We start from the raw sequence: 23,411 nt of genomic DNA on the forward strand, positions 1-23,411 counted from the left end.
TCTTGAACAGCTCCCCCGAAAGACTGGGGTTGAGCAGTTCAAGACCATCACGCATTTCTACGTCCACCACAAAGCCGTGGCCACAAGCCATGGCGTCCACCGTGAATCGTCGCCCGGGCGCACTCCACGGCCACATCAGGGATTCATTGGAACATCGGGTGATCTCCAGTGTTTCCTCACGTCCCGGGGCTAGTGTCGTGCCGTGGTGGAGACGGGGAACAAGAACGAGCGCCTCACGTCGTCGGTCGAGGCGTGCAATCGTTGGCGGGATCATGGGTGGCGGGACAAGGTCGCAACCTGGGCCGGCCGACTGCTCGTGCTGGCGGCGTTCGTCTCTCTCGCCGGAGTGTTCTTCCACCGCAGCGTGATCCTGCGCGTCGTCATGGACGTCCTTGGCTGGGTCAACATCCCGAGTGAGCCCTCCCTGTTCGCCGCCTGCATGGCTCTCGTCCTCGCAGGCGGTATCCGCCGTCGTTTCCGTCCGGCGCACACCGTCCTCGCCGTCGTCATGGGGCTTTCGGTGCTGGACTCGCTCGCCCGTCTCGTGTTCGCGCACCAGGTCACCCAGATGATCAACCGTCTCCACGTGCGTGGCGTCTATCGCGACTGGGCGCAGTTCCAGACGTCGCCGGGTGTGTCCGCAGCCATCCTGGCTCTGAGTGTCACGTCGTTCGTCGTCGTGCTCCTCGCGCGCCCCGCGTTCCGAGCGCGGTTCAGTTCCGGCTCGAAGGCGGCGGCACTCATCAGCCTCATCGGAGGTCTGTTCCTGTCGTTCGTCGTCGCGTTCTTGCTCACACTGTCGTTCCCGCGTGATCTCGACACCCTCGGGCAGAAGTTCGTCTGGTCGGTCCGCAGCACGTTCGGCGTCAGGACACCGCCGGCCAGCCCGGGTTTCGGAGGGCACCACGGGTACGAATGGACCTTCGTCGTCGCGAGCACGGTGTCGACCCTCGTCCTCATCTTCTCGCTGCTCGTCCTCTGGCGTTCGGGCCGCGGCTCCGGGCTCATCGACGCCGACGAGGAACTGCGCATCCGCCGTCTCCTGCTCGAGCACGGCGAGGACGACTCCCTGGGGTATTTCGCCACGCGTCGGGACAAGGCCGTCGTCTTCGCCCCCGACGGCCGCGCCGCCGTCACGTTCCGCAACGAGGGGAGCGTCAGCGTCGCGTCCGCCGACCCCATCGGGCGAGCTGAGTCCTGGGACGACGCCATCGCCGTGTGGCTCGGCCAGTGCCGCGAGCATGGGCTGTACCCCGCCGTCCTCTCCGCCAGCACGAGGGGAGCGCGCGCCTACGTCGAGGCGGGGCTCAAGGCGTGGTCGCTCGGTGACGAGGCCATCATCGACACCGACACTTTCTCCTTGCGCGGGCGCTCGATGCGTCCCGTCCGCCAGGCCGTCACCCGCGTCGAACGCTGCGGTTACACGACCCAGGTACGCCGCCACGACGAACTGGGCGACGACGAACTGGCCGAACTCTCGCGGCTCGCCGACGACTGGCGCGGCAACGAGACCGAGCGCAGATTCTCGATGGCCCTCAACAGGCTTGGTGACCGCGCGGACGGGCGCTGCGTCGTCATCACCGCCCACGACACCCGCGGCGCCGTGCGGGGGTTCCTGTCCTTCGTCCCGTGGGGCTCGCGGGGGCTGTCGCTCGACCTGATGCGCCGCGACCGTCAGGCCGAGAACGGCCTCAACGAGTTCATGGTCGCGCACCTCGCCGAAGCGGCACCCGCCCTGGGCATCCGGCGCATCTCGTTGAACTTCGCAGTCTTCCGCAACGTCTTCGCCGATGCGGACGAGGTAGGCGCTGGCCCCATCACCCGCGTCACGGACAAGGCGCTCTCGATCGCGTCGAAGTTCTGGCAACTGGAGACGCTCTACCGCTCGAACGACAAGTACCACCCCGAATGGGTGCCGCGCTTCCTCTGCTACGACGCCGAGCTCACCGTCCCGCGTGCCGGTTTCGCGATGGGTGTGGCCGAGGGTTTCGTCCCCCTCATCGGGCCGCGGTTGCTCGTCGGGCCCAAGCCGGCCGACCATCAGCCGCCGCGCCCCGAAGCCGTCTTCGTCGAGCGAGTCCAGGCCCTCGAGGCGGACGCACTCACCCCGCGGATGCCCGAGCCGCGCCGCAGCGAACAGCAGCGCGTGCGCCGCGAGAAGCTCGCCCGCATGGAGGCCGGCGGCGTCGAAGGCTACCCCGTCGCAGTGCCGCGCATCGCGCGCATCGAGGACGTCGTCACGGCGCACGGCCGGCTTCCCGCCGATCACCGCACGGGCGAGCGCGTCTCCGTCACGGGGCGGGTGCGGGCCCTGCGCGACTTCGGTGGCGTCAGCTTCGTCGTGCTCGACGAGGACGGCGCCCGCCTCCAGGCGATGGCGACGCGCGACGTCACCCCGGCCGAGAAGTACGATCACTGGCGACACTGGATCGACCTCGGGGACATCGTCTCGGTGACGGGCGAGATCGTCACGTCGAAGCACGCAGAGCTGTCCGTGCACGTCAGCGACTGGCAGATGGCGGCGAAGTGCCTGAGCCCGATCCCCGACCTGCACTCACCGTTCCGCGACCCCGACGCGCGCGTCCGCAACCGCTCGCTCGACCTCATCGTCAACCGTGATTCGATGGACATGCTGCTGCGCCGATCACGCGGTGTGCGGGCGTTCCGTGACGCGTTCGACGCACTCGGGTACACCGAGGTGGAGACGCCGATGCTGCAGGCGGTGCACGGTGGGGCGTCCGCGCGCCCGTTCAAGACTCACATCAATGCTTACGGCATGGATCTGTTCATGCGCATCGCTCCCGAGCTGTACCTGAAGCGGCTCGCCGTCGGCGGCATGCAGAAGGTGTTCGAGCTGAACCGCAACTTCCGCAACGAGGGCGCAGACGCGACCCACAACCCCGAGTTCACCTCGCTCGAGGCCTACGACGCCTACGGCGACTACCTGACGATGCGCGACCTGACGCGCGAGGTGCTCCTCGCCGTCGCGCGGGCCGTCAACGGTGGGGAGTTCGCCGAACGCCTCCGCCCCGACGGCACCATCGAGCGTGTCGACCTGTCGGGGCAGTGGCCGACGATCCCCGTGCACGAAGCCGTCTCCAGGGCCTGCGGGGTGTTGCTGACGTCGGCGTCGTCGCGGGACGAGGTGGCTGCGGTCTGCGCGGCGCACGGCGTCGACGCGCCGCGCGAGAAGAGTGCGGGTGAACTCGTCGTCGAGCTGTACGACGAACTCGTCGAGGGCCAGACCATGTTCCCGACGTTCTACATCGACTTTCCCGTCGAGACGTCACCGCTCACCCGCGCGCATCGCGGCGACCCCAGGCTGTCGGAGCGCTGGGACCTCGTCGCGTTCGGCGCCGAGATCGGCACCGCCTACTCGGAGCTCGTCGACCCGATCGAACAGCGAAAGCGCCTGACGGAGCAGTCCCTCAAGGCCGCGGCCGGTGACGTCGAGGCGATGTCGCTCGACGAGGCGTTCCTCAGCGCTCTCGAGTACGCGATGCCGCCGACGGGTGGGCTCGGCATCGGCGTCGACCGCTCCATCATGATGATGCTCGGTGCGCCGATCCGTGCGACGCTCGCGTTTCCGTTCGTGCGCCCTCAGGGTTGATCACCCTTGTCGAGCGACATGCCTAGTGTGACGAACTTTACACAAAGGTTACACAGGGGAGACACACAGCGCATTCCAAGGGGCATGATCGAACACGGCGCCACACGCTCGTGGACGCGCGGTTCACCAGGCCATCCAGGGAGTACGCATGAAGAAGACCATCGGCGCCGTGGGCGCTGCGTTCAGCCTGCTGGGCGTCGGGCTGTCGGCCCCCGTCACGGCGGCGAGTTCCGTTCCCGCTCAGGGCGCGACGCCCACTGCGGACGCCTCCTCGTCCTACACCCCGCCGCCGGTCACCTGGGGTACCTGCGCGAACGCGCGCCTGAGCAAGGCCGGCGCCCAGTGCGGATTCGTCCAGGTGCCCCTCGACTACGCCAAGCCCAAGGGCGAGAAGATCAAGATCGCCGTCTCCCGCATCAAGCACAAGACGAGCGACGCCAAGAAGCAGGGCATCATGCTCGTCAACCCAGGTGGCCCGGGCGGCTCCGGTCTGACGCTGTCGCGCCTCGGCGGCGCCGTGCCCAACAAGGGCGGCGACCCGTACGACTGGATCGGCTTCGACCCGCGCGGCGTGGGCTCCAGCGTCCCGACCCTGGCCTGCGACGGCAACTACTTCGGCTACAACCGCCCTGACTACCGGGTGACGAAGGCCGGCACGTCGCAGGCCTGGCTGAAGAGGTCGGCCGCCTACTCCGCGTCGTGCTCCAAGGCTGCCGGTGCGAAGCTCATGCCGCACATGAAGACGATCGACAACGTGCGCGACATGGACTCGATCCGCAAGGCGCTCGGTGAGAAGCAGATCAACTTCTACGGCTTCAGCTACGGCACGTACCTCGGCCAGGTCTACGCCACGATGTTCCCGAAGCAGACGCGTCGCATGGTCATGGACGGTGTCGTCGACCCGCGCGACGTCTGGTACGACGCGAACCTCAACCAGGACATCGCGTTCGACAAGAACATGGACGTCTTCTTCGACTGGGTCGCGGGCAACGACGCGACGTACCACCTCGGCACGAGCGGCAAGGCCATCAAGAAGCAGTGGTATTCGATGCGCGACAAGCTCGCGAAGAAGCCCGCAAACGGCAAGATCGGACCTGACGAGTGGACCGACGCCTACCTCAACGCCGGTTACTACGTCTTCGGCTGGGAGGACGACGGCGCCGCCCTGGCCGCTGCGCTGCAGAAGGGTGACTTCGGCCCGGCGACCGCGCTGTACGACGACGCCAACGGCTCCGGGCCGGGCTCGGACAACAGCTACGCGGTCTACCTCGGCACGCAGTGCACCGACGTCAAGTGGTCGAACGTGTGGAGCAAGTGGCTCTCGGACAACTCGAAGGTCGACAAGAAGGCGCCCTTCGAGACGTGGGCGAACGCCATGTTCAACCTCCCGTGCACGAGCTGGCCGGTCAAGGCGACGAACGCGCAGGCCATGAAGATCGACGGTTCGAAGGTCGGGCCGGTGCTCCTCATCGCCGAGACCCACGACGGTGCGACGCCGTTCCCGGGCGCGCTCGAGGTGCGCAAGCGCTTCCCGAAGAGCGCTCTCATCGAGGGCGTCGGTGGAACGACGCACTCCGGTTCGCTCAATGGCATCGCCTGCACGGACGACAAGATCTCCGCCTACCTCCTCACCGGCGCGATGCCCGCGCGGACGGGTGGACCGGGCCACGCCGACGTCGAGTGCGACCCCGTGCCCCAGCCGGAGCCCGGCCCCGCCAACGAGGTGACGGACAGCGCGTCCAGCACGAAGAAGAAGCACCACCACGTCCAGCAGCGTGAGGGCATGCAGGCCGACCTGCGCTCGAGCCTGCAGAAGGTCGCCACCGTCGGCGCTCGCTGACGCACGGTTGGTCTGACGGACGCTGGTCTGACGCGTCCTGACGGCGAAGGGCCGCGATCATCCTCTTCGGATGGTCGCGGCCCTTCGTCATGCTCGCGCCGAGCGGCGCGGAGGGTGTCTCAGTGACGCAGCGCCTTGCGGGCCAGAGCGTTGCCGATGAACTGGGCGATCTGAACGAAGACGATGATGACGACGACGGCGGCCCACGTCACGGCCCAGTCGTAGCGGCGGTAACCGTAGGACAGGGCGAAGTCACCGATGCCGCCGCCGCCCATGGCGCCGACGACGGCCGTCATGTCGATGACCGCGACGAGCGCGAACGTGTAGCCGAGGATCAGCGGCGCCAGCGCCTCGGGGATGAGCACGGTGCGAATGATGCGCCACGGACTCGCCCCCATCGCCTGCGCCGCCTCGATGACGCCGGGGTCGACGCTCACGAGGTTCTGCTCGACGATGCGGCTGATGCCGAAGGTCGAGGCGATCGTCAGCGGGAAGATCATCGACTTCGCACCGATCGTCGAGCCCGTGACGGCGAGCGTCAACGGCCCGAGAGCGGCGGCGAAGATGATGAACGGGATCGGTCGGATGATGTTGACGAGGACGTTGAGCACCGTGTGCAGAACTCGGTTCTCGAGGATGCCGCCGCGTCGTGTGGTGTTGAGCAGCACGCCGAGGGCGAGGCCGAGCAGGCCGCCCATGATGATCGTCGCGCCGACCATGAGCAGCGTCTCGCCCACCGCGGTGACGATCGTGGGGCGCAGCGCCTCCCAATCGGTTGCGGGCATCATGCGGCGACCTCCTCGACGTCGGCGGCGAGACGCAGTTCGTCGAGCACGGTGGTGACGGCGTCGTCGTCGCCGCGCAGGGCGAGCGTCAACGTCGTCAGGGTGTCGTCCTTGAGCGGTGTGAGGCCGCCGTGCACGATCTCCGGTTCGACGCCGTGTGCGGACATGCGGGCCAGGACACGGCCGAACTCGCGCGGGTCGTGAACCGTCAGCGTCGCGAGGTGCCCGTCGTGGGCAGCGCGCAGCCGGGCGCTCTCGCGTGCGTCGGGCACGTTCCGCAGGGTGGCGTCGACGAGGCGGCGCGTCGCGTCCGCCTTCGGCGCGCCGAGGACGTCGACGGTGCGCCCGGACTCGACGATGCGGCCGGCCTCGAGGACGACGACGTCGTCGGCGAGTTCGCGCACGACGTCCATCTCGTGGGTGATGACGACGATCGTCACGCCGAGCTCGTCGTTGACGCGGCGCAGCAGCGCGAGGACGTCCTTCGTCGTGTCGGGGTCGAGCGCGGACGTGGACTCGTCGGCGAGCAGGATCTCCGGGTTCGTCGCGAGCGCACGGGCGATGCCGACGCGCTGCTTCTGCCCGCCGGAGAGCTCGTCGGGGTAGGCCCACGCCTTCTCGGTGAGCCCGACGAAGCTGAGCAGCTCGGTGATGCGCGCCTCCTGGCGCGCCTTGTCCCAGTCGGCGACCTCGAGGGGGTAGGCGACGTTGGCGTACACCGTGCGCGAGCGGATGAGGTTGAACTGCTGGAACACCATGCCGATGCGACCGCGCAGCTCGCGCACCTGCTTCGCGGACAGCGACGCGAGGTCGACGCCGTCGATCTCGACGTGGCCGCGCGTCGGCGTCTCCAGGCCGTTGATGAGACGTACGAGGGTGCTCTTACCTGCGCCGGAGAAACCGATGACGGCGACGATGCGTCCGCGCTCCACCTGCGTCGTGATGCCGTCGAGAGCCGTCACCCGGCTCTTGCCGCGGGTGAACGTCTTGCCGACGTCGTGGAAGGCGACGGCGGGCGGGGTGGCACTCGCCGGCGCGGCGGCCTTCGTCAGTGTGGGGGAGGGGCCCGTCACTTCGATCCCTTCGCCTTGATCTGGGCCTCGAGGTTCGCGAGGATGCCCTGCAGCTCGGAGGCGGAGTTGTTCACGAGGACGCTCGTGCCCTTCGTGCGCTCCTCGATGAGCTTCTCGACGCTCGGGTCGTGGTAGGCCTTGACGAACTTGGCGTAGTCGGCGTTGTCCTTGTCCGCGGCGCGCGCGACGACGACGTTGATGTACGGCTTCGACGAGGCCGCATGCGGGTCGTCCTTGAACAGGGCCTTGCTCGGGTCGAGCTTCGCGTCCGCGGCGAAGTTGTTGTTGACGATCGCGCCGTCGACGGACGGCAGCGCGGCCGCGGTCTGCTCGGCGTTGACCGCTGTGACGGTGACCTTCGAGGCGCCAGCGTCGATGTCGGCCGGGGTCGACAGCGAGGTGCCACCACCCTTGAGCTTCAGCAGTCCGGCGCTCTGCAGCAGCAGCAAGGCGCGCGCCTGGTTCGTCGGATCGTTGGGGATGGCGATCTTGCCGCCCTGGGGGAACTGGCCGACGCTCGTGTGCTTCTTCGAGTACAGCGCCAGCGGGACGATGTACGTCGCCCCGATGGGCGTGAGGTTCTGCTTCGCCTTGGTGTTGTAGTCGGCGAGGAATTGCAGGTGCTGGAACTGGTTGAGGTCGACCTGGCCCTCGGAGAGCGCGGGGTTGGCCTGGGTGTAATCAGAGAAGTTGACCGGTTCGATGTCGAGGCCGTACTTGTCCTTGCCCACCTTGACGAGCTGGTTCCAGTACGGGTCCGACGCCTCCGTCGTGCCCACCTTGAGGTGGGTCAGCTTGTCGTCACTGCTCCCGCCGAGCACCTTGGCCCCGATGCCGGCGGCCAGCGCGACGACGAGGACGCCGGCGCCGATCGCGACGTACTTGCCGGTGTTGTTCTTCGGTTTCGGGGGCAGGGCGGTCGCGCCGTTCTCGGCGCTCGTGGCGTCATGCGTGGACGAGGCGGGCGTCGAGGTCTCGTCGGCGGGGGTGTGCTTGTCGGTCATGATCTCTCCTGGTGAGGCGGCAAGGATGCGAATGCGCGGAGCTGGCGCGGATGCGCGGAGTCAGCGCGAAGGCGGGGGCGCCGGGGTGGGGCGCGGTGCGCGGTGTCGTGCGGGGCATGCCTTTCGGGGCCTGGGCAGCGCAACGGAAGGCTCACGAGGATGCCGTCACGTTGGGTGCCGAGCGTGCTTGCCGCGTGGTCGACGCGGCCGGGTCATCACCTGGAGCACCCCGCCACGCGTGTGAGGGTTGCCGTCCGACCAGCCAGGGCTTTGCATCGGATCTCTTGACCAGCAGCGAGATTAGAGCCGCGCGCGACAAAGCGTCAAGTCGTGGCACTGGAGATGAGACGTGGGCGAAGATTGTGACGTGCGACACGCGGCGTGGCTGATGCGGCGTCTTTCGCCGTCGAGGCTCGGGTGAGTGATTTCTTCACACAGCTTGGACGATCGTCTAGGTGGGTGATGAGTGTGACGTCGGCCACGCGCCGAGGGCCCCGGCGTCGTGTTCGACGACGTCCCACCCGGGCAGCACTTCGGTGACGTCCTGACCCAGCCGGACGCCACGTGCTCGGCTGGTTCGAGCGTGCGGGCGGTCTTCCGCGGCGGCCACCCGAAGAATGACTTACGCACGATGGGCACGTTCGTCAAGGTGCAGCGTCAGGTCGGCTCGTCGTGGGTCGACGTCCTCGACGACCACGACTGGGACACCTCGTACGTCTGGTCGCGCGAGGGCGTCTCGTACTCGCGATGCACCGTGGAGTGGCGCATACGTCGCGGCACGCCCGCAGGCACGTATCGCCTCGTGCAGCAGGGCAACTGGAAGAACGGCTGGAACGGCAAGGTCAGTGCCTACACCGGAACGAGCCGGGCCTTCCAGGTGCGCTGAGACGGCCGGTGCGCCGCGGTGGCCGGTTGATCGGCCACCGGCTCAGCGGCCGCCGTGCATGTCGTCGTCAGCGTGGCGGGAGGACGTCCGTCTGCGCGGGCAGGTCGGCGACGCCGACGGGGCACGTGACGCCCTTGAAGCCGTGGTTGCAGTAGCCGCCAGGGTGCTTGGACAGGTACTGCTGGTGGTACAGCTCCGCCGGCCAGAAGGGGCCCGCCTCGTCCGCCGGGCGCATCTCGGTCGTGATGGCGCCGCGACCCGCGTCGTCGAGTGCCTCCTGGAAGAGCGCGGACGTCTCGCGGGCAGCGCGCTCCTGCTGCGGCGTCGTCCAGTAGATCGCCGAGCGGTACTGCGTGCCGACGTCGTTGCCCTGCCGGTTCGCGGTCGTCGGGTCGTGGTTCTCCCAGAACGCCTTGAGCAGCTCGCGTTCGGACACGCGCGACGGGTCGTAGGCCACCATGACCGTCTCGGTGTGGCCCGTGCCGCCGCCACAGACATCTTCGTATGTCGGCTCGGTGGCGTGGCCGCCCATGTACCCGACGGCCGTGGTGACGACGCCCGGAATCTTCCAGAAGATGCGTTCGGCGCCCCAGAAGCAGCCCATCGCGACGTACAGGGTCGCCGAGCCGTCGGGCAGTTCGGAGAACATCGGCACGTCGAGGACGTCGTGCAGGTCGCTCGCCTCGGGCGTTCGGGTGTGCTTTCGAGTGAACATGAGGTGCCTTTCCTCGGGTTCCGAGACAACACCGCCGGCGGTCGAGGCATTCCGGCCCGAGCCTCCGCCGGCATGAACGGGTTGTCGCACGATCCAGGCGGACGCGCCGAAAAACCGGTTGCGTACGCAGCTGGTGCTGAGTGCAATGTCGCCATGCGCATTCGTCAGATCGGCCCGTCCGCCCCGCTGTTCGACGCCTGGGCGCAGGTGTTCATGACGGTGGGCCACGAGCAGTGGGGCAAGCACACGACCGCCTACCCCGCCGACGAGCTGCGCGCCATGTGGGGCAAGGAATCCGAGACGCGTCATGCGTTCGTCGCCGTCGAGGGGGAAGCCTCGTGCGACGACGACGCCGTTGGGGGAGCAGCCGACATCCAGGATGATGGCGTGGACACAGCAGCTGGCGTCGTCGGTGCCGCCGAGCTCGTCCTGCCGCGCCGCGACAACACCCGCCTCGCGTTTCTCCACCTCGACGTGCTGGCTCCCGCGCGACGACGGGGTGTCGGCTCGGCGTTGCTCTCAGCCGCGGAGGAGATCATGCAGGACGAGGGACGTACGACGGTCCTCGTCGAGACGCAGACGCCCGTCGGCCAGCCTGACGCCGCAGGCGCCTTCCTCGCTGCCCGAGGGTTCGCTCAGGCCCAGACGTGCGTGCGCAACGCTCAGCGTCTGCCGGTGAGCGACGCCGTCGCCGCACAGATGCGTGCCGCCCTCGCGTTCGACGACGAGTATGTCGTCGAGACGGCCGTCGACGACCTCCCGTCGCAGTGGCTCGAGGAGCGGGCCCGTTTCGGAGCGATGATGTCGACCGACACCCCGCTCGGTGACGTTGCGATCGAACCGGAGACGTGGGATGCCGCGCGGGTGCACGAGCTGTTCGACACCGCACGCGCTCAGGGCCGACGCGTCGTCGAGGCCGTGGCGTGGCACCGACCGAGCGGGCAGATGGCCGCGTTCACGCACGTCAGCGTTCCCGCGGAGACGCCTTGGATCGCCTACCAGGACGACACCCTCGTCGACGCCGCGCACCGTGGGCGCCGGCTCGGCTACCGGGTCAAGGCTGCGGTGTCGCTGCTGCTGGCGCAGGTCGCGCCGGGCGTCGAGGTGCAGCGCACCTGGAACGACGAGACGAACACCCACATGCTGCGGATCAACTCCGAGCTCGGCTACGAACGCGAGGGCACGATGATCGAATGGCAGAAGAGGCTTGCATGAGCCCGTCCGGTGCGCCCGTACGCGAGGTGCTCGGCATCGAGGTGACGCACGAGCAGCTGCTCCAGTGGCGCGCTTGGACGATGCCGGTCGATCAGCCGTTCGTCGTGCCCCGCAGCGTCGCGCACGACCTCGGCCTGCGCGACGAGCCCGAGCGGGTGACGTTCGAGCTCAAGGACACGTTCCTGCTGTACGGCGTGGACGACCAAGCCATCTGCTGGCTCGATCGCGCGGCGGCACGCGCCTTGCCTGCGTCTCTGAGGCGAGCGCAACCCACGCGTCACCTCTGGCGTAGCGGTGACGACGCGTCGGCCATCGCGCGCGACCTCGAGCGCGTCGTGGCATACGTCGTCGAGGGGCTGCGCGCGAGTCGTCATCGCGAGATCACCCAGCGGGCCTGGGCCAACATCGACGCCGTGCTGCCAGGCGCCCGTGAGATCGCGGGGACGTTCCCGCGCGCCAGCGGGCCCAACTGCTTCGGTGCCGTTCTCGCCGCGGCCGGCGTGGACGGCGCACGTGAGGAGTGGATGCAGCGCGAGCCGATCGAGGCGTGGCTGCGAGAGCGGACGCGGTTGCTGCCGCGTCATGACACCGACGACGGCCTTGGTGTCGTCCATGTCTGGCGCAACCCCGACGGCCTGATCGACCACGCGGCCGTCAGCCTGGGTGGTGGCTACGCGCTCCACAAGCCGTCGTGCGGATGGATGTCGCCGGCCAAGGTGCTGACGACGCGGGAACTCATGACGAGCGCCCGCGTTCCCGGGCGGCGCGTGCGCCGTCATCGTCTGCCGTGACGCCGTGATCGGGACGAATGGGCGGGGCGCGTGCGCACTCGGTAACCTGGGGCGCGTGACCGACGTGCTGACGATGCAAGATGCCCTGTTGACGCTGCAGAAGTACTGGACCGACCGCGGATGCATGGTCGTGCAGCCCTACAACACCGAGGTCGGTGCGGGGACGATGAACCCCAACACCGTCATGCGCGTGCTCGGGCCCGAGCCGTGGCACGTCGCGTACGTCGAGCCCTCCGTGCGCCCCGACGACAGCCGCTACGGCGAGAACCCGAACCGGCTGCAGACGCACACGCAGTTCCAGGTCATCCTCAAGCCCGACCCGGGCAACCCGCAGGAGCTCTACCTCGGCTCGCTCGAGGCGCTCGGCATCGACCTCGACGCGCACGACGTGCGCTTCGTCGAGGACAACTGGCAGCAGCCCGCCATCGGCGCGTGGGGCCTGGGTTGGGAGGTCTGGCTCGACGGCATGGAGGTCACGCAGTTCACATACTTCCAGCAGGTCGTCGGGCAGAACCTCGAGCCTGTCGCCGTCGAGCTGACGTACGGCATGGAGCGCATCCTCATGGCGCTGCAGGGCGTCACGCACTTCAAGGACATGGCGTACGCCGAGGGCATCAGCTACGGCGAGGTGTTCGCGCAGAACGAGTACGAGATGTCGCGCTACTACCTCGACGACGCCGACGTCGACGCGGCCCGCGCGTTCTTCAAGGAGTACACCGACGAGGCTCAGCGCCTCATCGACGCACGCCTGCCGGTGCCGGCGTGGACGTACGTGCTCAAGAGCTCGCACGCGTTCAACATCCTCGACAGCCGCGGCGCCGTCTCCACGACGGAGCGTGCGCGCTCGTTCTCCCTCATGCGCCGCCTCGCTCGCGAGACCGGTGCACTGTGGACCGAGCGTCGCGCCGAACTCGGTCACCCGCTGCTCAAGGGCGACGCGGCGACGTCACGCGTGCGTGAGCTGGCGGAGGCGGCCGCGTCGGCGCCCAACGTCACCCAGCCCGTCGAGGAGCCCGAACCGGCGCCCACCGCAGCCGAACTCGGCGACGCGCCGCAGACGTTCACGTTCGAGATCGGCGTCGAGGAGATGCCGCCGCACGTGCTCGACGCGACGATTCCCGCCGTGCGTGACGCCGTCACGTCGGCGCTCGCCGGCACCCGCCTCGAGCACGGCGACGTCGCCGTCGTCGGCACGCCGCGCCGCATCGTCGTCACCGTGCCCGGGGTCAGCGCGCACGAGCCGGACTCCGAGACCCTCGCCAAGGGCCCGAAGGTCGCGGCCGCCTACAAGGACGGTGCGCCGACGAAGGCCCTCGAGGGCTTCGCGCGCGGCAAGGGCGTCTCCGTCGACGACGTCGTCACCGCCGAGTTCGACGGTGCCGAGCACGTCGCCGTCAAGCAGACGCAGACGGGGCGCGGTGTGCTCGAGGTGCTCGGGGAGATCGTCGCCGACGTCGTCTCCGGCCTACGCAGCGACAAGAACATGAAGTGGAACGACCCGCAGCTGACGTTCAGCCGCCCGATCCGCTGGGTCGTCGCGCTGTGGGGCAAGCACGTCGTCCCCGCGACGGTGGGCTCACTCACCACGGGCCGCACGACGTACGTCGCGCGCACCGCAGCGCAGCCGCACGTCGACGTCGCCGCTGCCGACGAGCTCGTCCCGACGCTCGAAACGGCCGGTTTGGTGCTTGACCCGACCGCGCGACGCCGGCAGGTCGTCGACGGTGCCCTGGCGCTCGCGGAGAGCGTCGGCGGCACGATCGACATCGACGGCGAGGCGAGCCTCGTCGACGAGATCACGAACCTCGTCGAGGAGCCGCACGGTGTGCTCGGCACCTTCGAGGAGCGCTACCTCGAGCTGCCCGAGCAGATCCTTACCACCGTCATGCGCAAGCACCAGCGCTATCTGCCGGTGCGCGACGCCTCCGGCACGCTCATGCCGTACTTCGTCACGATGGCCAACGGCTCGATCGACGACGACGTCGTGCGCGCCGGCAACGAGTCCGTGCTGCGGGCCCGCTATGAGGACGCGGCGTTCTTCTGGGAGGCCGACCTCAAGGTTCCGCTCGACGACTTCCGCGCGCAGATCGACAAGCTGACGTTCGAGAACCGTCTCGGTTCGTTCGCGCAGCGTGCGGACCGCATCAAGGACGTGTCGACGAAACTCGCTGCGTCCGTTGAACTTACGGGCGATGAGCAGGCAACGTTGTCGCGCGCCGGTGCGCTCGCGAAGTTCGACCTGTCGACGGCGATGGTCGTCGAACTGTCGAGCCTCGCCGGAACGATGGCGCGCGAATACGCCCTGAAGGCGGGGGAGGCCCCGGCTGTGGCCGATGCCCTGTTCGAGATGGAGAAGCCGCGCTCGGCGGGCGACTCGCTGCCCTCCTCGACGCCGGGCGCGCTGCTCGCGCTGGCCGACCGGTTCGATCTGCTCACCGCGATGTTCGCCATCGGCGCGAAGCCGACCGGCTCGTCCGACCCGTTCGCGCTGCGCCGCGCGGCGCTCGGCGTCGTGTCGATCCTGCGCGGTGTGCCGGCCGTGGCCGCCATCAGCGTGAGCGACGGTCTCGACGCTGCCGCCGCGCGACTGCGTGAGCAGGGCGTCGAGGTCTCGGGCGAGGCGCTCGCATCGGCTCTCGAGTTCGTCGAGGGCCGCTTCGGCCAGCAGCTGCGCGACGAAGGCGTCTCGGCGGCGCTCGTCACGGCCCTCAGCCCGAGCGCCGGAACGCCCGGTCGCGCGGCCGCGGTGCTCGCCGACGTCGAGGCTCTGCGCGATGACGAGGCGTTCCGCGCCCTCGTGCAGGTGACGCAGCGCATCACGCGCATCGTGCCTGCGGGCACCCAGCCGGGCTTCGATGTGTCCGTGCTCACCGACGAGGCCGAGAAGACGCTGGCTCCGCTCGTCGAGGCACTGCCCGACCACTCGGGTGACTCGCTGACGCAGTGGTTCGCGGACGCCTCGGGTCTCACCGAGCCGCTCAACAGGTTCTTCGACGACGTCCTCGTCATGGCTGACGACGAGGCGCTCAAGGCCGCTCGCCTCGGCCTGCTGCAGAGCGTCATCGCCAAGGCGCCGGCCGGCATCGACTACAAGGAACTCGACCGGGCGCTCGACGTCTGACCCGAGCGAACCCGATGGCCTCACCCCGTGTCGACGAGGTGGGGCCATCGTCGTGTCCCCATTCGCCGTGTGCAGTGCGGCCTCGGTGCCGGATTCACACGACTTTCGGGGTTGCCGGTGCGCAGCACTAGGCTTGTCGGCATGACGCACGACAACGAGAACGCAGACCTCTCCGACCTCTCGACCCTCGGTTTCACGACCCGCGCGATCCACGCGGGGCAGGAGCCCGACCCGCGCACGGGCGCGGTCGTTCCGGCCATCTACCAGACCTCGACCTACAAGCAGGACGGCGTCGGCGGTCTGCGTGAGGGCTACGAGTACAGCCGCTCGGCCAATCCGACGCGCACGGCGCTCGAGGAGTGCATCGCCGCTCTCGAGGGCGGCGCCAAGGGTTTCGCGTTCGCCTCCGGTCTCGCGGGCTCGGACACCGTCATCCGCTCGATCCTGCGCCCGGGTGAGCACATGGTCATCCCCACCGACGCCTACGGCGGCACCTACCGCCTCGTCGACAAGGTGACGAAGAGCTGGGGCGTCGAGTACTCGACGGCACCCATCGCCGACGTCGACGCCGTGCGCGCCGCCGTCACCGACAAGACCAAGCTGATCTGGGTGGAGACTCCGACCAACCCCAAGCTCGGCATCGCCGACATCACGGCGCTCGCGGCCGTCGCGCACGAGGCGGGCGCACTGCTCGTCGTCGACAACACGTTCGCCTCGAGCTACCTGCAGCAGCCGATCGCGCTCGGCGCCGACATCGTCGTGCACTCGACGACGAAGTACTCGGGCGGCCACTCCGACGTCGTCGGGGGAGCGGTCGTCGTCGCGAAGAACATCGGCGTGCCCGAGTTCGAAGACGCCGCGGAGCGCATCGGCTTCCACCAGAACGCGATCGGCGCCATCTCCGGTCCGTTCGACAGCTGGCTGACGTTGCGCGGTCTCAAGACGCTGTCGGTGCGCATGGAGCGTCACTGCGCCAACGCCGAGAAGATCGTCGAGTTCCTGGCGAGCCGTGATGACGTCACGAAGATCTACTACCCGGGCCTCGCCTCGCACCCGGGCCACGACGTCGCCGTCAAGCAGATGAAACGCTTCGGCGGCATGGTGAGCTTCGAGGTGGCCGGCGGCATGGAGCGCGCGCTCGAGGTCTGCAATGCCACGAAGATCTTCACCCTCGGCGAGAGCCTCGGCGGCGTCGAGTCGCTCATCGAGCACCCGGCGAGGATGACGCACGCCTCCGTCGCCGGCACGGACCTCGAGGTACCGGCCGCCCTCATCCGTCTCTCCGTGGGCATCGAGGAGGCCGACGACCTCGTCGCCGACCTGCGAAACGCACTCGACTCCACGCGATGACGGGTGTCGTCGTGCGCCTCGTCCTCGCGGGCGTGGCGCTCGTCGCGGCGCTGTACCTGCTGCGTCGCGCCCGGGCGGCGCGCGCCGCGTGGGCGCGCGACGAGGCCGGCATCACGCGGGCGGAGCGGTGGTGGGCCGACACGCAGGGCGGCCCGTTCGACCAGGACCGCCCCGAGCCTCCGGCCGACGTCGTCGCCCACCTCGGGGCGCGGGGCCCGCGCACCGATCTGCGTCGGCCACGGCCGGCCCAGGCCGAATGGGTCTGGGGCTGGCTGCTGCTCGGCGTCAGCGCGCTGCTGGCCATCTCCGTCGCGGCGCAGGTGACGACTGGCACCGTCTGAGGCGGACCAGCCGGCCGCGCACACCGGAGCCGGCGCACGCGTCGCGTCGGATGCACGAAGAGGGCAACCCCACCACGGGGCTGCCCTCTTCGTGTCGTGCCGAACGATGCGTCAGCCGGCGTACGGCTTCGCGTCGACGATCTTGACCTCGATCGTCTTGCCGTTCGGGGCGTCGTAGGAGGTCTCCTCGCCGACCTTCTTGCCCATGATCGCCTCACCGAGCGGCGACTGCTCGGAGTAGACGTCGATGTCGGCGTCCCCGGCGATCTCACGGCTGCCGAGCAGGAACGTCTCGGTGTCACCGAACATCTCGACGGTGACGACCATGCCGGAGTCGACGATGCCGTTGTCCTTCGGTGCCTCCCCGACGACGGCGTCGCGCAGCAGCGACTCGAGCTGGCGGATGCGGGCCTCCATCTTGCCCTGCTCCTCCTTGGCGGCGTGGTAGCCACCGTTCTCCTTGAGGTCGCCCTCCTCGCGCGCGGCTTCGATGCGCTTCGCGATGTCGGAACGGCCCTCTCCCTTGAGGTGCTCGAGTTCCGCCGAGAGACGGTCGTATGCGTCCTGCGTCAGGAAGCTGGAGGAGGTGGTGGTCTCGCTCACGGTCTTCTCCTTGCTGTGCTTTCGGGTCTCGCACGGTCTCCCGCACGAAAGAACAAGGCCAAGACGCTGCGGTGTCCGCCGGCGGCGGTGCGCGTCTCAGCCCAGGTGAAACCACCATTCTAGCGCCATGGCGCGAGAACGCACGTCGTCGACGGCTCTTGCGCGCGTCGTCAGCGACAGAGTGTGCCGCGGCATCGACGCCGCGACGTCACTCGGCCTGAGCCTTCTCGCCGGTGTAGTGACACTCCTTGACGGTGCCCGAGACGGCGCGCGACGTGGTGCGCACGACGTCGGTGTACGTCGTCGAGTCGTAGGGGCTCGGCTTGAGCGAGACCGACTTCGAACCGAGGACATCGCGGCGGTCATTGAGCGCGATGAGCGTGCAGGTCACCGGCTTGTCCTTGTCGCTGGGGATGACGTCCCAGCTCACCTGGATGCGATCGTCGGAGAGCACCTTGAAGCCGTGTTGGTTCGCGGTGACCGTGTTCGACGTCCACTGGATGCCGAACCAGATGCAGAACGCCGTCATGAGGACCACGCCGAGCGTGCCGATGATCCACCACTTGCGTTGTTCGGCCCGTGGGCGTTCGAGGGGCACTCGCTCTCCTTTGTCACAATGGGTGCTTCGCGGGTTCGCCTGCGGAGCAGTTCAACAGGTCTCACGATACGAGGTGTCAGGTGGCAGGCGGATTCCGGCTCATGGCGGTGCATGCGCACCCCGACGACGAATCGAGCAAGGGCGCAGCGACGATGGCGCGCTACCTCGCCGAGGGGGACGACGTCACCGTCGTCACCTGCACCGGCGGCGAACGTGGTGACGTGCTCAACCCGCGCCTCGTCGACGACCCGCAGGTCAAGAGTGACCTCGTCGCGCTGCGTCGCGCGGAGATGGCGAAGGCGCGCGAGGTCGTCGGCTTCGAGCACGTCTGGCTGGGCTTCGTCGATTCGGGTCTACCCGAGGGGGACCCGCTGCCGGCGCTGCCCGACGGATGCTTCGCGTTGGAGCCGCTCGACATCACCGTAGAGGCGCTCGTACGGGTCATCCGTGAGCGCCGCCCCCACGTCGTCACGACGTACGACGAGAACGGCGGTTACCCGCACCCGGACCACATCATGACGCACGTCGTGACGATCGCCGCCGTTCGCGCGGCGGGCGACCCGGACGCCTACCCGCACGCCGGTGCGCCGTGGCAGCCGCTCAAGGTCTACTACGACCGCACCTTCACCCGCGCGAAGCTGAGCGCCTACCACGAGGCCCTCGTGAAGGACGGGCGCGATTCGCCGTACCCCGAATGGCTGGAGCGCCGCAGCGACCGGCCCGAGGGGCGCGTCACGACGCGGGTGCGCTGCGATGAGTGGTTCGACGTGCGCTCGCGCGCGTTGCTCGCCCACGCGACGCAGATCGACCCCGATGGCATGTTCTTCGCGCTCGACGCGCGCGAGCAGGGCGAGGCGTGGCCGACAGAGGAATGGGACCTCGCACTGAGCGCGGTGCCGCTCACCCCGGACGAGGACGACCTGTTCGCCGGGCTCGGATCACCCGAGCAGGCGGATGCACTCGCGACGAGCGGCGCTGTCACAATGGTGATCGACGACGTCGTCGAACGGAAGGAACACTGATGGGCGGCAACGAATCCGTCGAGGTCACCGCAGGCATCTGGGGTTTCCTCGTGCTCTTCGGCCTGGCGCTCGCGTGCTGGTTCCTGTTCCGTTCGATGAACACGCACCTGCGCAAGATGACGTTCACCGAACGCGAGCAGAGCGTCGGCGCACGCGAAGCAGACTCCGCGCCGCGAGGGGACGACGACCCGATCGGCAGCGCACAGCACTGATCGTCGCGGCGCCGGGGCAGGCCACCTGCTCCGGCGTTGCTATCGTCAACCCAGCGCCACACCACGAGGAGGCAGCCATGCGCGGACCGGGCGACGTGCTGTACACCGCCTACGAGCGCCAACTCGTCAAGGGCCTGCCTCCCGAGCGTCTCCCGCGTCACGTCGGCCTCATGCTCGACGGAAACCGTCGCTGGGCGAAGAAGAGGGGCGCGAACACCGCGCACGGTCACAAGGCGGGCGCCGACAACATCGAACCGCTGCTCACGTGGTGCGAGGAGCTCGGCATCGAGGTCGTGACGCTGTGGTTGCTGTCGACCGACAACCTCAAGCGCAGCGAGACCGAGCTCGCGCCACTGCTCGCCATCATCGAGGACGTCGTCGACGAACTCTCCGCAGCCGGCAACCGCCGGTTCAACCTCGTCGGCGCCCTCGGGCTGCTGCCGGAGGCGACGCGCACCCGGCTGGAGAACGCCGTCAGCGCGACGCAGGACGGCGACGGAATGGTCGTCAACATCGCCGTCGGGTACGGCGGGCGTCAGGAGATCGTCGACGCTTTCCGCGCCATCCTGCTCGACGCGGCCGAGCGCGGTGAGGACATGACGCAGCTCGCGCAGCGTCTGACGATCGACAGCGTTGGCGACTACCTCTACACGAAGGGCCAGCCCGACCCGGATCTCGTCATCCGCACCTCGGGGGAGCAGCGCCTCGGCGGCTTCCTGCTGTGGCAGTCGGCGCACAGCGAGTTCTACTTCTGCGAAGCGTTCTGGCCCGACTTCCGTCGCGTCGACTTCCTGCGCGCGCTGCGCGCCTACGCCGAACGCGAGCGTCGTTTCGGGTCGTGACGCGTCGCTGCGGCGGCCATTCACGTGAAGTTCATGCAGGCTTCTCAGGCTGGCCGCCGACCTGCGGTGGCGCCGCCGTTAGCGTCGAGGACGAGGGGTGCACGACGGCTCCTCGCGGGCGCCCGGCCGGCGCGTTCGCACCCGTGACCCGAGGAATCGACGATGACCCTGGCGGACACCCTCACGACGGAGGGCGCCGCGGGCGCGCTCACCTCGACCACCCAGCTCGAATCGGGCCTCAGGCCCGGAACCGATGACGGCGCGACGACGAACGCCGCCGTCGCCCAGCGCGTCAAGACGTACGTGCTCGACACGTCCGTGCTGTTGTCCGACCCGCGCGCGTTCACCCGGTTCGCCGAGCACCACGTCGTGCTCCCAGTCGTCGTCGTCACCGAGCTCGAGGCCAAGCGTCATCACCCCGAGCTCGGCTACTATGCGCGTGAGTGCCTGCGCCTGCTCGACGACCTGCGCGTGCGTCACGGCCGCCTCGACCACCCCGTCCCGATCGGTGATGGCGGCACGCTGCGCGTCGAACTCAACCACACCGACCCCGCCGCCCTGCCCGCGGGTTTCCGACTCGGTGACAACGACTCGCGCATCCTCGCGGTCGCCGCCAACTTCGCGGCCGAGGGCAACGACGTGACGGTGGTGAGCAAGGACCTGCCGATGCGCATCAAGGCGTCCGCAACCGGGCTGTCGGCCGATGAGTACCGCGCCGACGGGGTGCCCGACTCGGGGTGGACGGGCATCGTCGAACGCAGCGTCGACGCGAGTGAGATCGACACCCTGTACGCGACGGGGCGCGTCACGCTCGACGGCCTCGAGGATCTGCCCGTCAACACCGGCGTCATCCTGAGCGCCGACGGCGAGGCGTCCGGTTCGGCGCTCGGGCGCGTCATGCCGGGAAACGTGGTGAAGATCGTGCGCGGCGACCGCGACCTGTTCGGGTTGTACGGCCGCTCCGCCGAGCAGCGCATCGCCATCGACCTGTTGAGCGACCTCGACGTCGGCATCGTCAGCCTCGGCGGGAAGGCCGGCACCGGCAAGAGCGCGCTCACGCTGTGCGCGGGCCTCGAGGCGGTCATGGAGCGTCGCGCGCACCGCAAGGTGATCGTCTTCCGCCCGCTGTACGCCGTCGGCGGCCAGGAGCTCGGATACTTGCCGGGCAGTGAGAACGACAAGATGGGCCCGTGGGCTCAGGCGGTGTTCGACACGCTCGGCGCCGTCGTGAGCAAGGAGGTCGTCGACGAGATCATCGCGCGCGACCTGCTCGAGGTGCTGCCACTGACGCACATCCGTGGGCGTTCGCTGCACGACGCGTTCGTCATCGTCGACGAGGCGCAGTCGTTGGAGCGCAACGTGCTGCTGACGGTGCTGTCGCGCATGGGCCAGAACTCGCGCGTCGTGCTGACGCATGACGTCGCGCAGCGCGACAACCTGCGGGTGGGGCGCCATGACGGCATCGCCGCGGTCGTCGAGAAGCTTAAAGGGCACGCACTGTTCGGGCACGTGACGTTGACGCGGTCGGAACGCAGCCCGATCGCGGCGCTCGTGACGTCGGTGCTCGCGGACTGACGGCCGGCGCGTGGGCTGATCGTCGCGCCGGTGCTCGCGAACTGACGGCCGGCGCGTGGGCTGATCGTGTCGCCGACGCGTGGGGCCTGACGGGGTCTGGCCGCGTGCCCGCTGCGTCCGATGTGAGCCGGTGGCGGCGGTGTCGGTGTGGCGCGCGCGCAGTGGGCTCGTGACTGGGTAGCGTGTGCTTCGACGATCCGCCGCGGGGAGGTGGCGGGTCACCGATCGTGAGGAAGGCTCGACCGTGCGTCTCGTCCAGAACAAGCTCTTCGGGATCGCGTACTGGGTTGTCGCGTTCGTCGCGACGGTCTTCGCCGCGGTCAGTGCCGGGAAGGCGTCGTCGGGTGCGGCGCCGGAGTTCGGGGAGAGCAAGCGCACGGGCGTCGGCTCGCAGTTCCTGTTCGGCGCGGGGGGTGGCTTGCTCGCGGGTCTCGCGGTGGCGGCGCTGTTCGCCGTCGTCTGGATGGCGTTGTGGGCGGCGGATCGCCGTCGTCACCCGGATGAGGAGTCGCGCGACGACTTCGACACTCTCGACGATCTGGATGACGACTTCGACGCGGCCGAGCGCCGCCACGGGGCCTTCGACCAGGACGACGAGGTCTTCGAGCGCGACGACGTCCGCGACCGTTTCGATTCCGACGAGCACGCCCGCACCCACTGACCCGTCAGGGGTGCAGGACCGCCTTGCCCGCAGACCACCAGCTTGACGGCCGCATCGGTACGCGCCGGTGCAGGTGCGCGAGTTGCTCTGACGTCCCGCTCGCCGACCGCTCATTGCGCAGGCAACCTTGCGTGATGGCGGCGAGGGACATCACAGCTTCCTCAGTTTGACGCTGTCGACGGCGTGGTTGCTGCTCTTGCGCAGGATGGCGGTGGCGCGGCCGCGGGTGGGTTGGACGTTGTCGATGAGGTTGGGCAGGTTGATGCTCTCCCAGATGCGGGTGGCGAGGGTGACGGCTTCGTCGTCGTCGAGTCGGGCGTAGCGGTGGAAGTAGGAGTCGGGGTCGGCGAACGCAGTTTCGCGGAGGCGCAGGAACCGGTTGATGTACCACTCGCGGATGTCGGTTTCGCGGGCGTCGACGTAGACGCTGAAGTCGAAGAAGTCGCTGACGGTGAGCGTCGAGCGGGTGGGTTGCCCGGGCGTCGAGACAGGTGGTTGCAGGACGTTGAGGCCTTCGACGATGAGGATGTCGGGTTGGCGCACGACGATCTTCTCGTCCGGCACGATGTCGTAGACGAGGTGGCTGTAGACGGGCGCTTCGACTTCCGCCTTGCCGCCCTTGACCTCGGCGACGAAGCGGACGAGGGCGCGTCGGTCGTAGCTCTCGGGGAAGCCTTTGCGGTCCATGATGCCGCGGCGTTCGAGTTCGGCGTTGGGGTAGAGGAAGCCGTCGGTGGTGATGAGTTCGACGCGGGGCGTGTCGGGCCAGCGCGCGAGCAGTTCTTGCAGGACGCGGGCGGTCGTCGACTTGCCGACGGCGACGGAGCCGGCGACGCCGATGATGAAGGGCGTCTTGGCGGGGCGTTCCTGGAGGAAGTCCGTCGTCGTGCGGTGCAGGTTCTGCGTCGCGGCGGCGTAGAAGTTGAGCAGGCGCGACAGGGGAAGGTAGACGTCCTCGACCTCGGCGAGGTCGATGCGTTCGCCGAGCCCGGCGAGGCGGCGCACGTCGTCGCTCGTCAGGTCGATGGGGTGGGTGTCGCGCAGGCGGGCCCAGTCGGCTCGGGTGAGTTCGACGTAGGGGCTCGGCAGCGGCGGGTGGTGGGCGCGGGTCACGGTGTCATTGTGCCAAGTCCGTGCGGGGACGGGTTCGTGAACGTTCGGGGATTC

The 23,411-nt window shown here is 68.9% G+C and carries 20 protein-coding genes and 1 riboswitch; of the genes, 13 read left to right on the forward strand and 7 right to left on the reverse strand.

Annotated elements, in window-relative coordinates:
* Nucleotides 1–202 precede the first annotated feature (202 nt).
* Together lysX and J4Z35_RS10905 are read left to right on the forward strand one after the other, a co-directional pair.
* Nucleotides 203–3,610, forward strand: a complete 3,408-nt coding sequence (gene lysX / locus J4Z35_RS10900; protein WP_253184127.1) for a bifunctional lysylphosphatidylglycerol synthetase/lysine--tRNA ligase LysX — start codon at nucleotides 203–205, stop codon at nucleotides 3,608–3,610.
* Between the two features lie 148 nt (nucleotides 3,611–3,758).
* On the forward strand, nucleotides 3,759–5,450 hold the full coding sequence (locus J4Z35_RS10905; protein ID WP_074041277.1) for an alpha/beta fold hydrolase: 1,692 nt from the start codon (nucleotides 3,759–3,761) through the stop codon (nucleotides 5,448–5,450).
* 119 nt (nucleotides 5,451–5,569) lie between these two features.
* On the opposite strand, the gene J4Z35_RS10910 is transcribed toward J4Z35_RS10905, so the two are convergent.
* The 3 genes from J4Z35_RS10910 to J4Z35_RS10920 are packed head-to-tail and all read right to left on the reverse strand — an operon-like array spanning nucleotide 5,570 to nucleotide 8,312.
* Entirely contained in the window at nucleotides 5,570–6,238 is a 669-nt protein-coding gene (locus tag J4Z35_RS10910; RefSeq protein WP_006944079.1) for an ABC transporter permease subunit, read from the reverse strand.
* The gene (locus J4Z35_RS10915) at nucleotides 6,235–7,308 is read right to left on the reverse strand and encodes a methionine ABC transporter ATP-binding protein (RefSeq protein WP_205747141.1); all 1,074 of its coding nucleotides are present in this window, start codon (nucleotides 7,306–7,308) and stop codon (nucleotides 6,235–6,237) included. The genes J4Z35_RS10910 and J4Z35_RS10915 overlap by 4 nt, the downstream gene beginning before the upstream one ends.
* A complete protein-coding gene (locus J4Z35_RS10920) occupies nucleotides 7,305–8,312 on the reverse strand; it encodes a MetQ/NlpA family ABC transporter substrate-binding protein (protein WP_170957271.1) in 1,008 nt (335 codons plus the stop codon). Before J4Z35_RS10920 ends, J4Z35_RS10915 begins: the two co-directional genes overlap by 4 nt.
* 178 nt (nucleotides 8,313–8,490) lie before the next feature.
* Nucleotides 8,491–8,602, reverse strand: a riboswitch (SAM riboswitch).
* Between the two features lie 212 nt (nucleotides 8,603–8,814).
* Here J4Z35_RS10920 and J4Z35_RS10925 point away from each other — a divergent pair.
* The gene (locus J4Z35_RS10925; RefSeq protein WP_074040270.1) at nucleotides 8,815–9,198 is read left to right on the forward strand and encodes a neutral/alkaline non-lysosomal ceramidase C-terminal domain-containing protein; all 384 of its coding nucleotides are present in this window, start codon (nucleotides 8,815–8,817) and stop codon (nucleotides 9,196–9,198) included.
* A 67-nt stretch (nucleotides 9,199–9,265) separates the two neighbouring features.
* Here J4Z35_RS10925 and msrA read toward each other — a convergent pair whose 3' ends face one another.
* Nucleotides 9,266–9,913: a peptide-methionine (S)-S-oxide reductase MsrA gene (gene msrA, locus J4Z35_RS10930; protein ID WP_006944083.1), complete on the reverse strand. Its 648-nt coding sequence runs from the start codon at nucleotides 9,911–9,913 to the stop codon at nucleotides 9,266–9,268.
* A 153-nt stretch (nucleotides 9,914–10,066) separates the two neighbouring features.
* On the opposite strand from msrA, the gene J4Z35_RS10935 reads away from it, so the two are divergent.
* The 5 genes from J4Z35_RS10935 (at nucleotide 10,067) to J4Z35_RS10955 (ending at nucleotide 16,731) form a co-directional block, all read left to right on the forward strand.
* On the forward strand, nucleotides 10,067–11,128 hold the full coding sequence (locus tag J4Z35_RS10935) for a GNAT family N-acetyltransferase (RefSeq protein WP_074040273.1): 1,062 nt from the start codon (nucleotides 10,067–10,069) through the stop codon (nucleotides 11,126–11,128).
* The gene (locus J4Z35_RS10940; RefSeq protein ID WP_074040274.1) at nucleotides 11,125–11,919 is read left to right on the forward strand and encodes a hypothetical protein; all 795 of its coding nucleotides are present in this window, start codon (nucleotides 11,125–11,127) and stop codon (nucleotides 11,917–11,919) included. The genes J4Z35_RS10935 and J4Z35_RS10940 overlap by 4 nt, the downstream gene beginning before the upstream one ends.
* Before the next feature lie 55 nt (nucleotides 11,920–11,974).
* A complete protein-coding gene (locus J4Z35_RS10945; protein WP_083603882.1) occupies nucleotides 11,975–15,040 on the forward strand; it encodes a glycine--tRNA ligase in 3,066 nt (1,021 codons plus the stop codon).
* 141 nt (nucleotides 15,041–15,181) lie between these two features.
* Entirely contained in the window at nucleotides 15,182–16,390 is a 1,209-nt protein-coding gene (locus tag J4Z35_RS10950) for a cystathionine gamma-synthase (RefSeq protein WP_074040275.1), read from the forward strand.
* Nucleotides 16,387–16,731, forward strand: a complete 345-nt coding sequence (locus J4Z35_RS10955; protein ID WP_038569143.1) for a hypothetical protein — start codon at nucleotides 16,387–16,389, stop codon at nucleotides 16,729–16,731. Before J4Z35_RS10950 ends, J4Z35_RS10955 begins: the two co-directional genes overlap by 4 nt.
* Before the next feature lie 111 nt (nucleotides 16,732–16,842).
* Here the strand turns inward: J4Z35_RS10955 and greA are convergent, their stop codons facing one another.
* Together greA and J4Z35_RS10965 are read right to left on the reverse strand one after the other, a co-directional pair.
* Complete coding sequence (gene greA / locus J4Z35_RS10960; RefSeq protein WP_006944071.1) at nucleotides 16,843–17,334, reverse strand: transcription elongation factor GreA; 492 nt, start codon at nucleotides 17,332–17,334, stop codon at nucleotides 16,843–16,845.
* 208 nt (nucleotides 17,335–17,542) lie between these two features.
* On the reverse strand, nucleotides 17,543–17,932 hold the full coding sequence (locus tag J4Z35_RS10965) for a DUF4307 domain-containing protein (protein WP_006944133.1): 390 nt from the start codon (nucleotides 17,930–17,932) through the stop codon (nucleotides 17,543–17,545).
* A gap of 80 nt (nucleotides 17,933–18,012) precedes the next feature.
* Between J4Z35_RS10965 and mca the strand changes: the two genes are divergently transcribed.
* From mca to J4Z35_RS10990, 5 genes are all read left to right on the forward strand, one after another.
* Nucleotides 18,013–18,954 carry a mycothiol conjugate amidase Mca gene (mca, locus tag J4Z35_RS10970; protein ID WP_074040276.1) on the forward strand — a complete coding sequence of 314 codons (942 nt, stop codon included), beginning with the start codon at nucleotides 18,013–18,015 and terminating at the stop codon, nucleotides 18,952–18,954.
* Entirely contained in the window at nucleotides 18,954–19,166 is a 213-nt protein-coding gene (locus tag J4Z35_RS10975) for a hypothetical protein (protein WP_006944099.1), read from the forward strand. The genes mca and J4Z35_RS10975 overlap by 1 nt, the downstream gene beginning before the upstream one ends.
* 77 nt (nucleotides 19,167–19,243) lie before the next feature.
* Nucleotides 19,244–20,008 (forward strand): isoprenyl transferase, encoded by a 765-nt coding sequence (locus tag J4Z35_RS10980; protein ID WP_006944141.1) that lies wholly within the window; start codon nucleotides 19,244–19,246, stop codon nucleotides 20,006–20,008.
* Between the two features lie 162 nt (nucleotides 20,009–20,170).
* A complete protein-coding gene (locus tag J4Z35_RS10985; protein WP_074040278.1) occupies nucleotides 20,171–21,583 on the forward strand; it encodes a PhoH family protein in 1,413 nt (470 codons plus the stop codon).
* A gap of 244 nt (nucleotides 21,584–21,827) precedes the next feature.
* Nucleotides 21,828–22,244 (forward strand): hypothetical protein, encoded by a 417-nt coding sequence (locus tag J4Z35_RS10990; protein WP_074040280.1) that lies wholly within the window; start codon nucleotides 21,828–21,830, stop codon nucleotides 22,242–22,244.
* A 150-nt stretch (nucleotides 22,245–22,394) separates the two neighbouring features.
* Here the strand turns inward: J4Z35_RS10990 and coaA are convergent, their stop codons facing one another.
* Nucleotides 22,395–23,357 (reverse strand): type I pantothenate kinase, encoded by a 963-nt coding sequence (gene coaA, locus J4Z35_RS10995; RefSeq protein ID WP_006944139.1) that lies wholly within the window; start codon nucleotides 23,355–23,357, stop codon nucleotides 22,395–22,397.
* Between the last annotated feature and the right edge of the window lie 54 nt (nucleotides 23,358–23,411).

This window comes from Dermacoccus sp. NHGro5 (assembly GCF_017565385.1).
Lineage (GTDB): Bacteria > Actinomycetota > Actinomycetes > Actinomycetales > Dermatophilaceae > Dermacoccus > Dermacoccus nishinomiyaensis.

Bases quoted from the DNA above. Each gene is read 5' to 3' on its own strand.
- J4Z35_RS10955 (WP_038569143.1), top strand. From the start codon at position 16,387: ATGACGGGTGTCGTCGTGCGCCTCGTCCTCGCGGGCGTGGCGCTCGTC.
- J4Z35_RS10940 (WP_074040274.1), top strand. From the start codon at position 11,125: ATGAGCCCGTCCGGTGCGCCCGTACGCGAGGTGCTCGGCATCGAGGTG.
- J4Z35_RS10980 (WP_006944141.1), top strand. From the start codon at position 19,244: ATGCGCGGACCGGGCGACGTGCTGTACACCGCCTACGAGCGCCAACTC.
- J4Z35_RS10950 (WP_074040275.1), top strand. From the start codon at position 15,182: ATGACGCACGACAACGAGAACGCAGACCTCTCCGACCTCTCGACCCTC.
- msrA (WP_006944083.1), bottom strand. From the start codon at position 9,913: ATGTTCACTCGAAAGCACACCCGAACGCCCGAGGCGAGCGACCTGCAC.
- J4Z35_RS10975 (WP_006944099.1), top strand. From the start codon at position 18,954: ATGGGCGGCAACGAATCCGTCGAGGTCACCGCAGGCATCTGGGGTTTC.
- J4Z35_RS10905 (WP_074041277.1), top strand. From the start codon at position 3,759: ATGAAGAAGACCATCGGCGCCGTGGGCGCTGCGTTCAGCCTGCTGGGC.
- J4Z35_RS10985 (WP_074040278.1), top strand. From the start codon at position 20,171: ATGACCCTGGCGGACACCCTCACGACGGAGGGCGCCGCGGGCGCGCTC.
- J4Z35_RS10920 (WP_170957271.1), bottom strand. From the start codon at position 8,312: ATGACCGACAAGCACACCCCCGCCGACGAGACCTCGACGCCCGCCTCG.
- J4Z35_RS10935 (WP_074040273.1), top strand. From the start codon at position 10,067: ATGCGCATTCGTCAGATCGGCCCGTCCGCCCCGCTGTTCGACGCCTGG.
- J4Z35_RS10910 (WP_006944079.1), bottom strand. From the start codon at position 6,238: ATGATGCCCGCAACCGATTGGGAGGCGCTGCGCCCCACGATCGTCACC.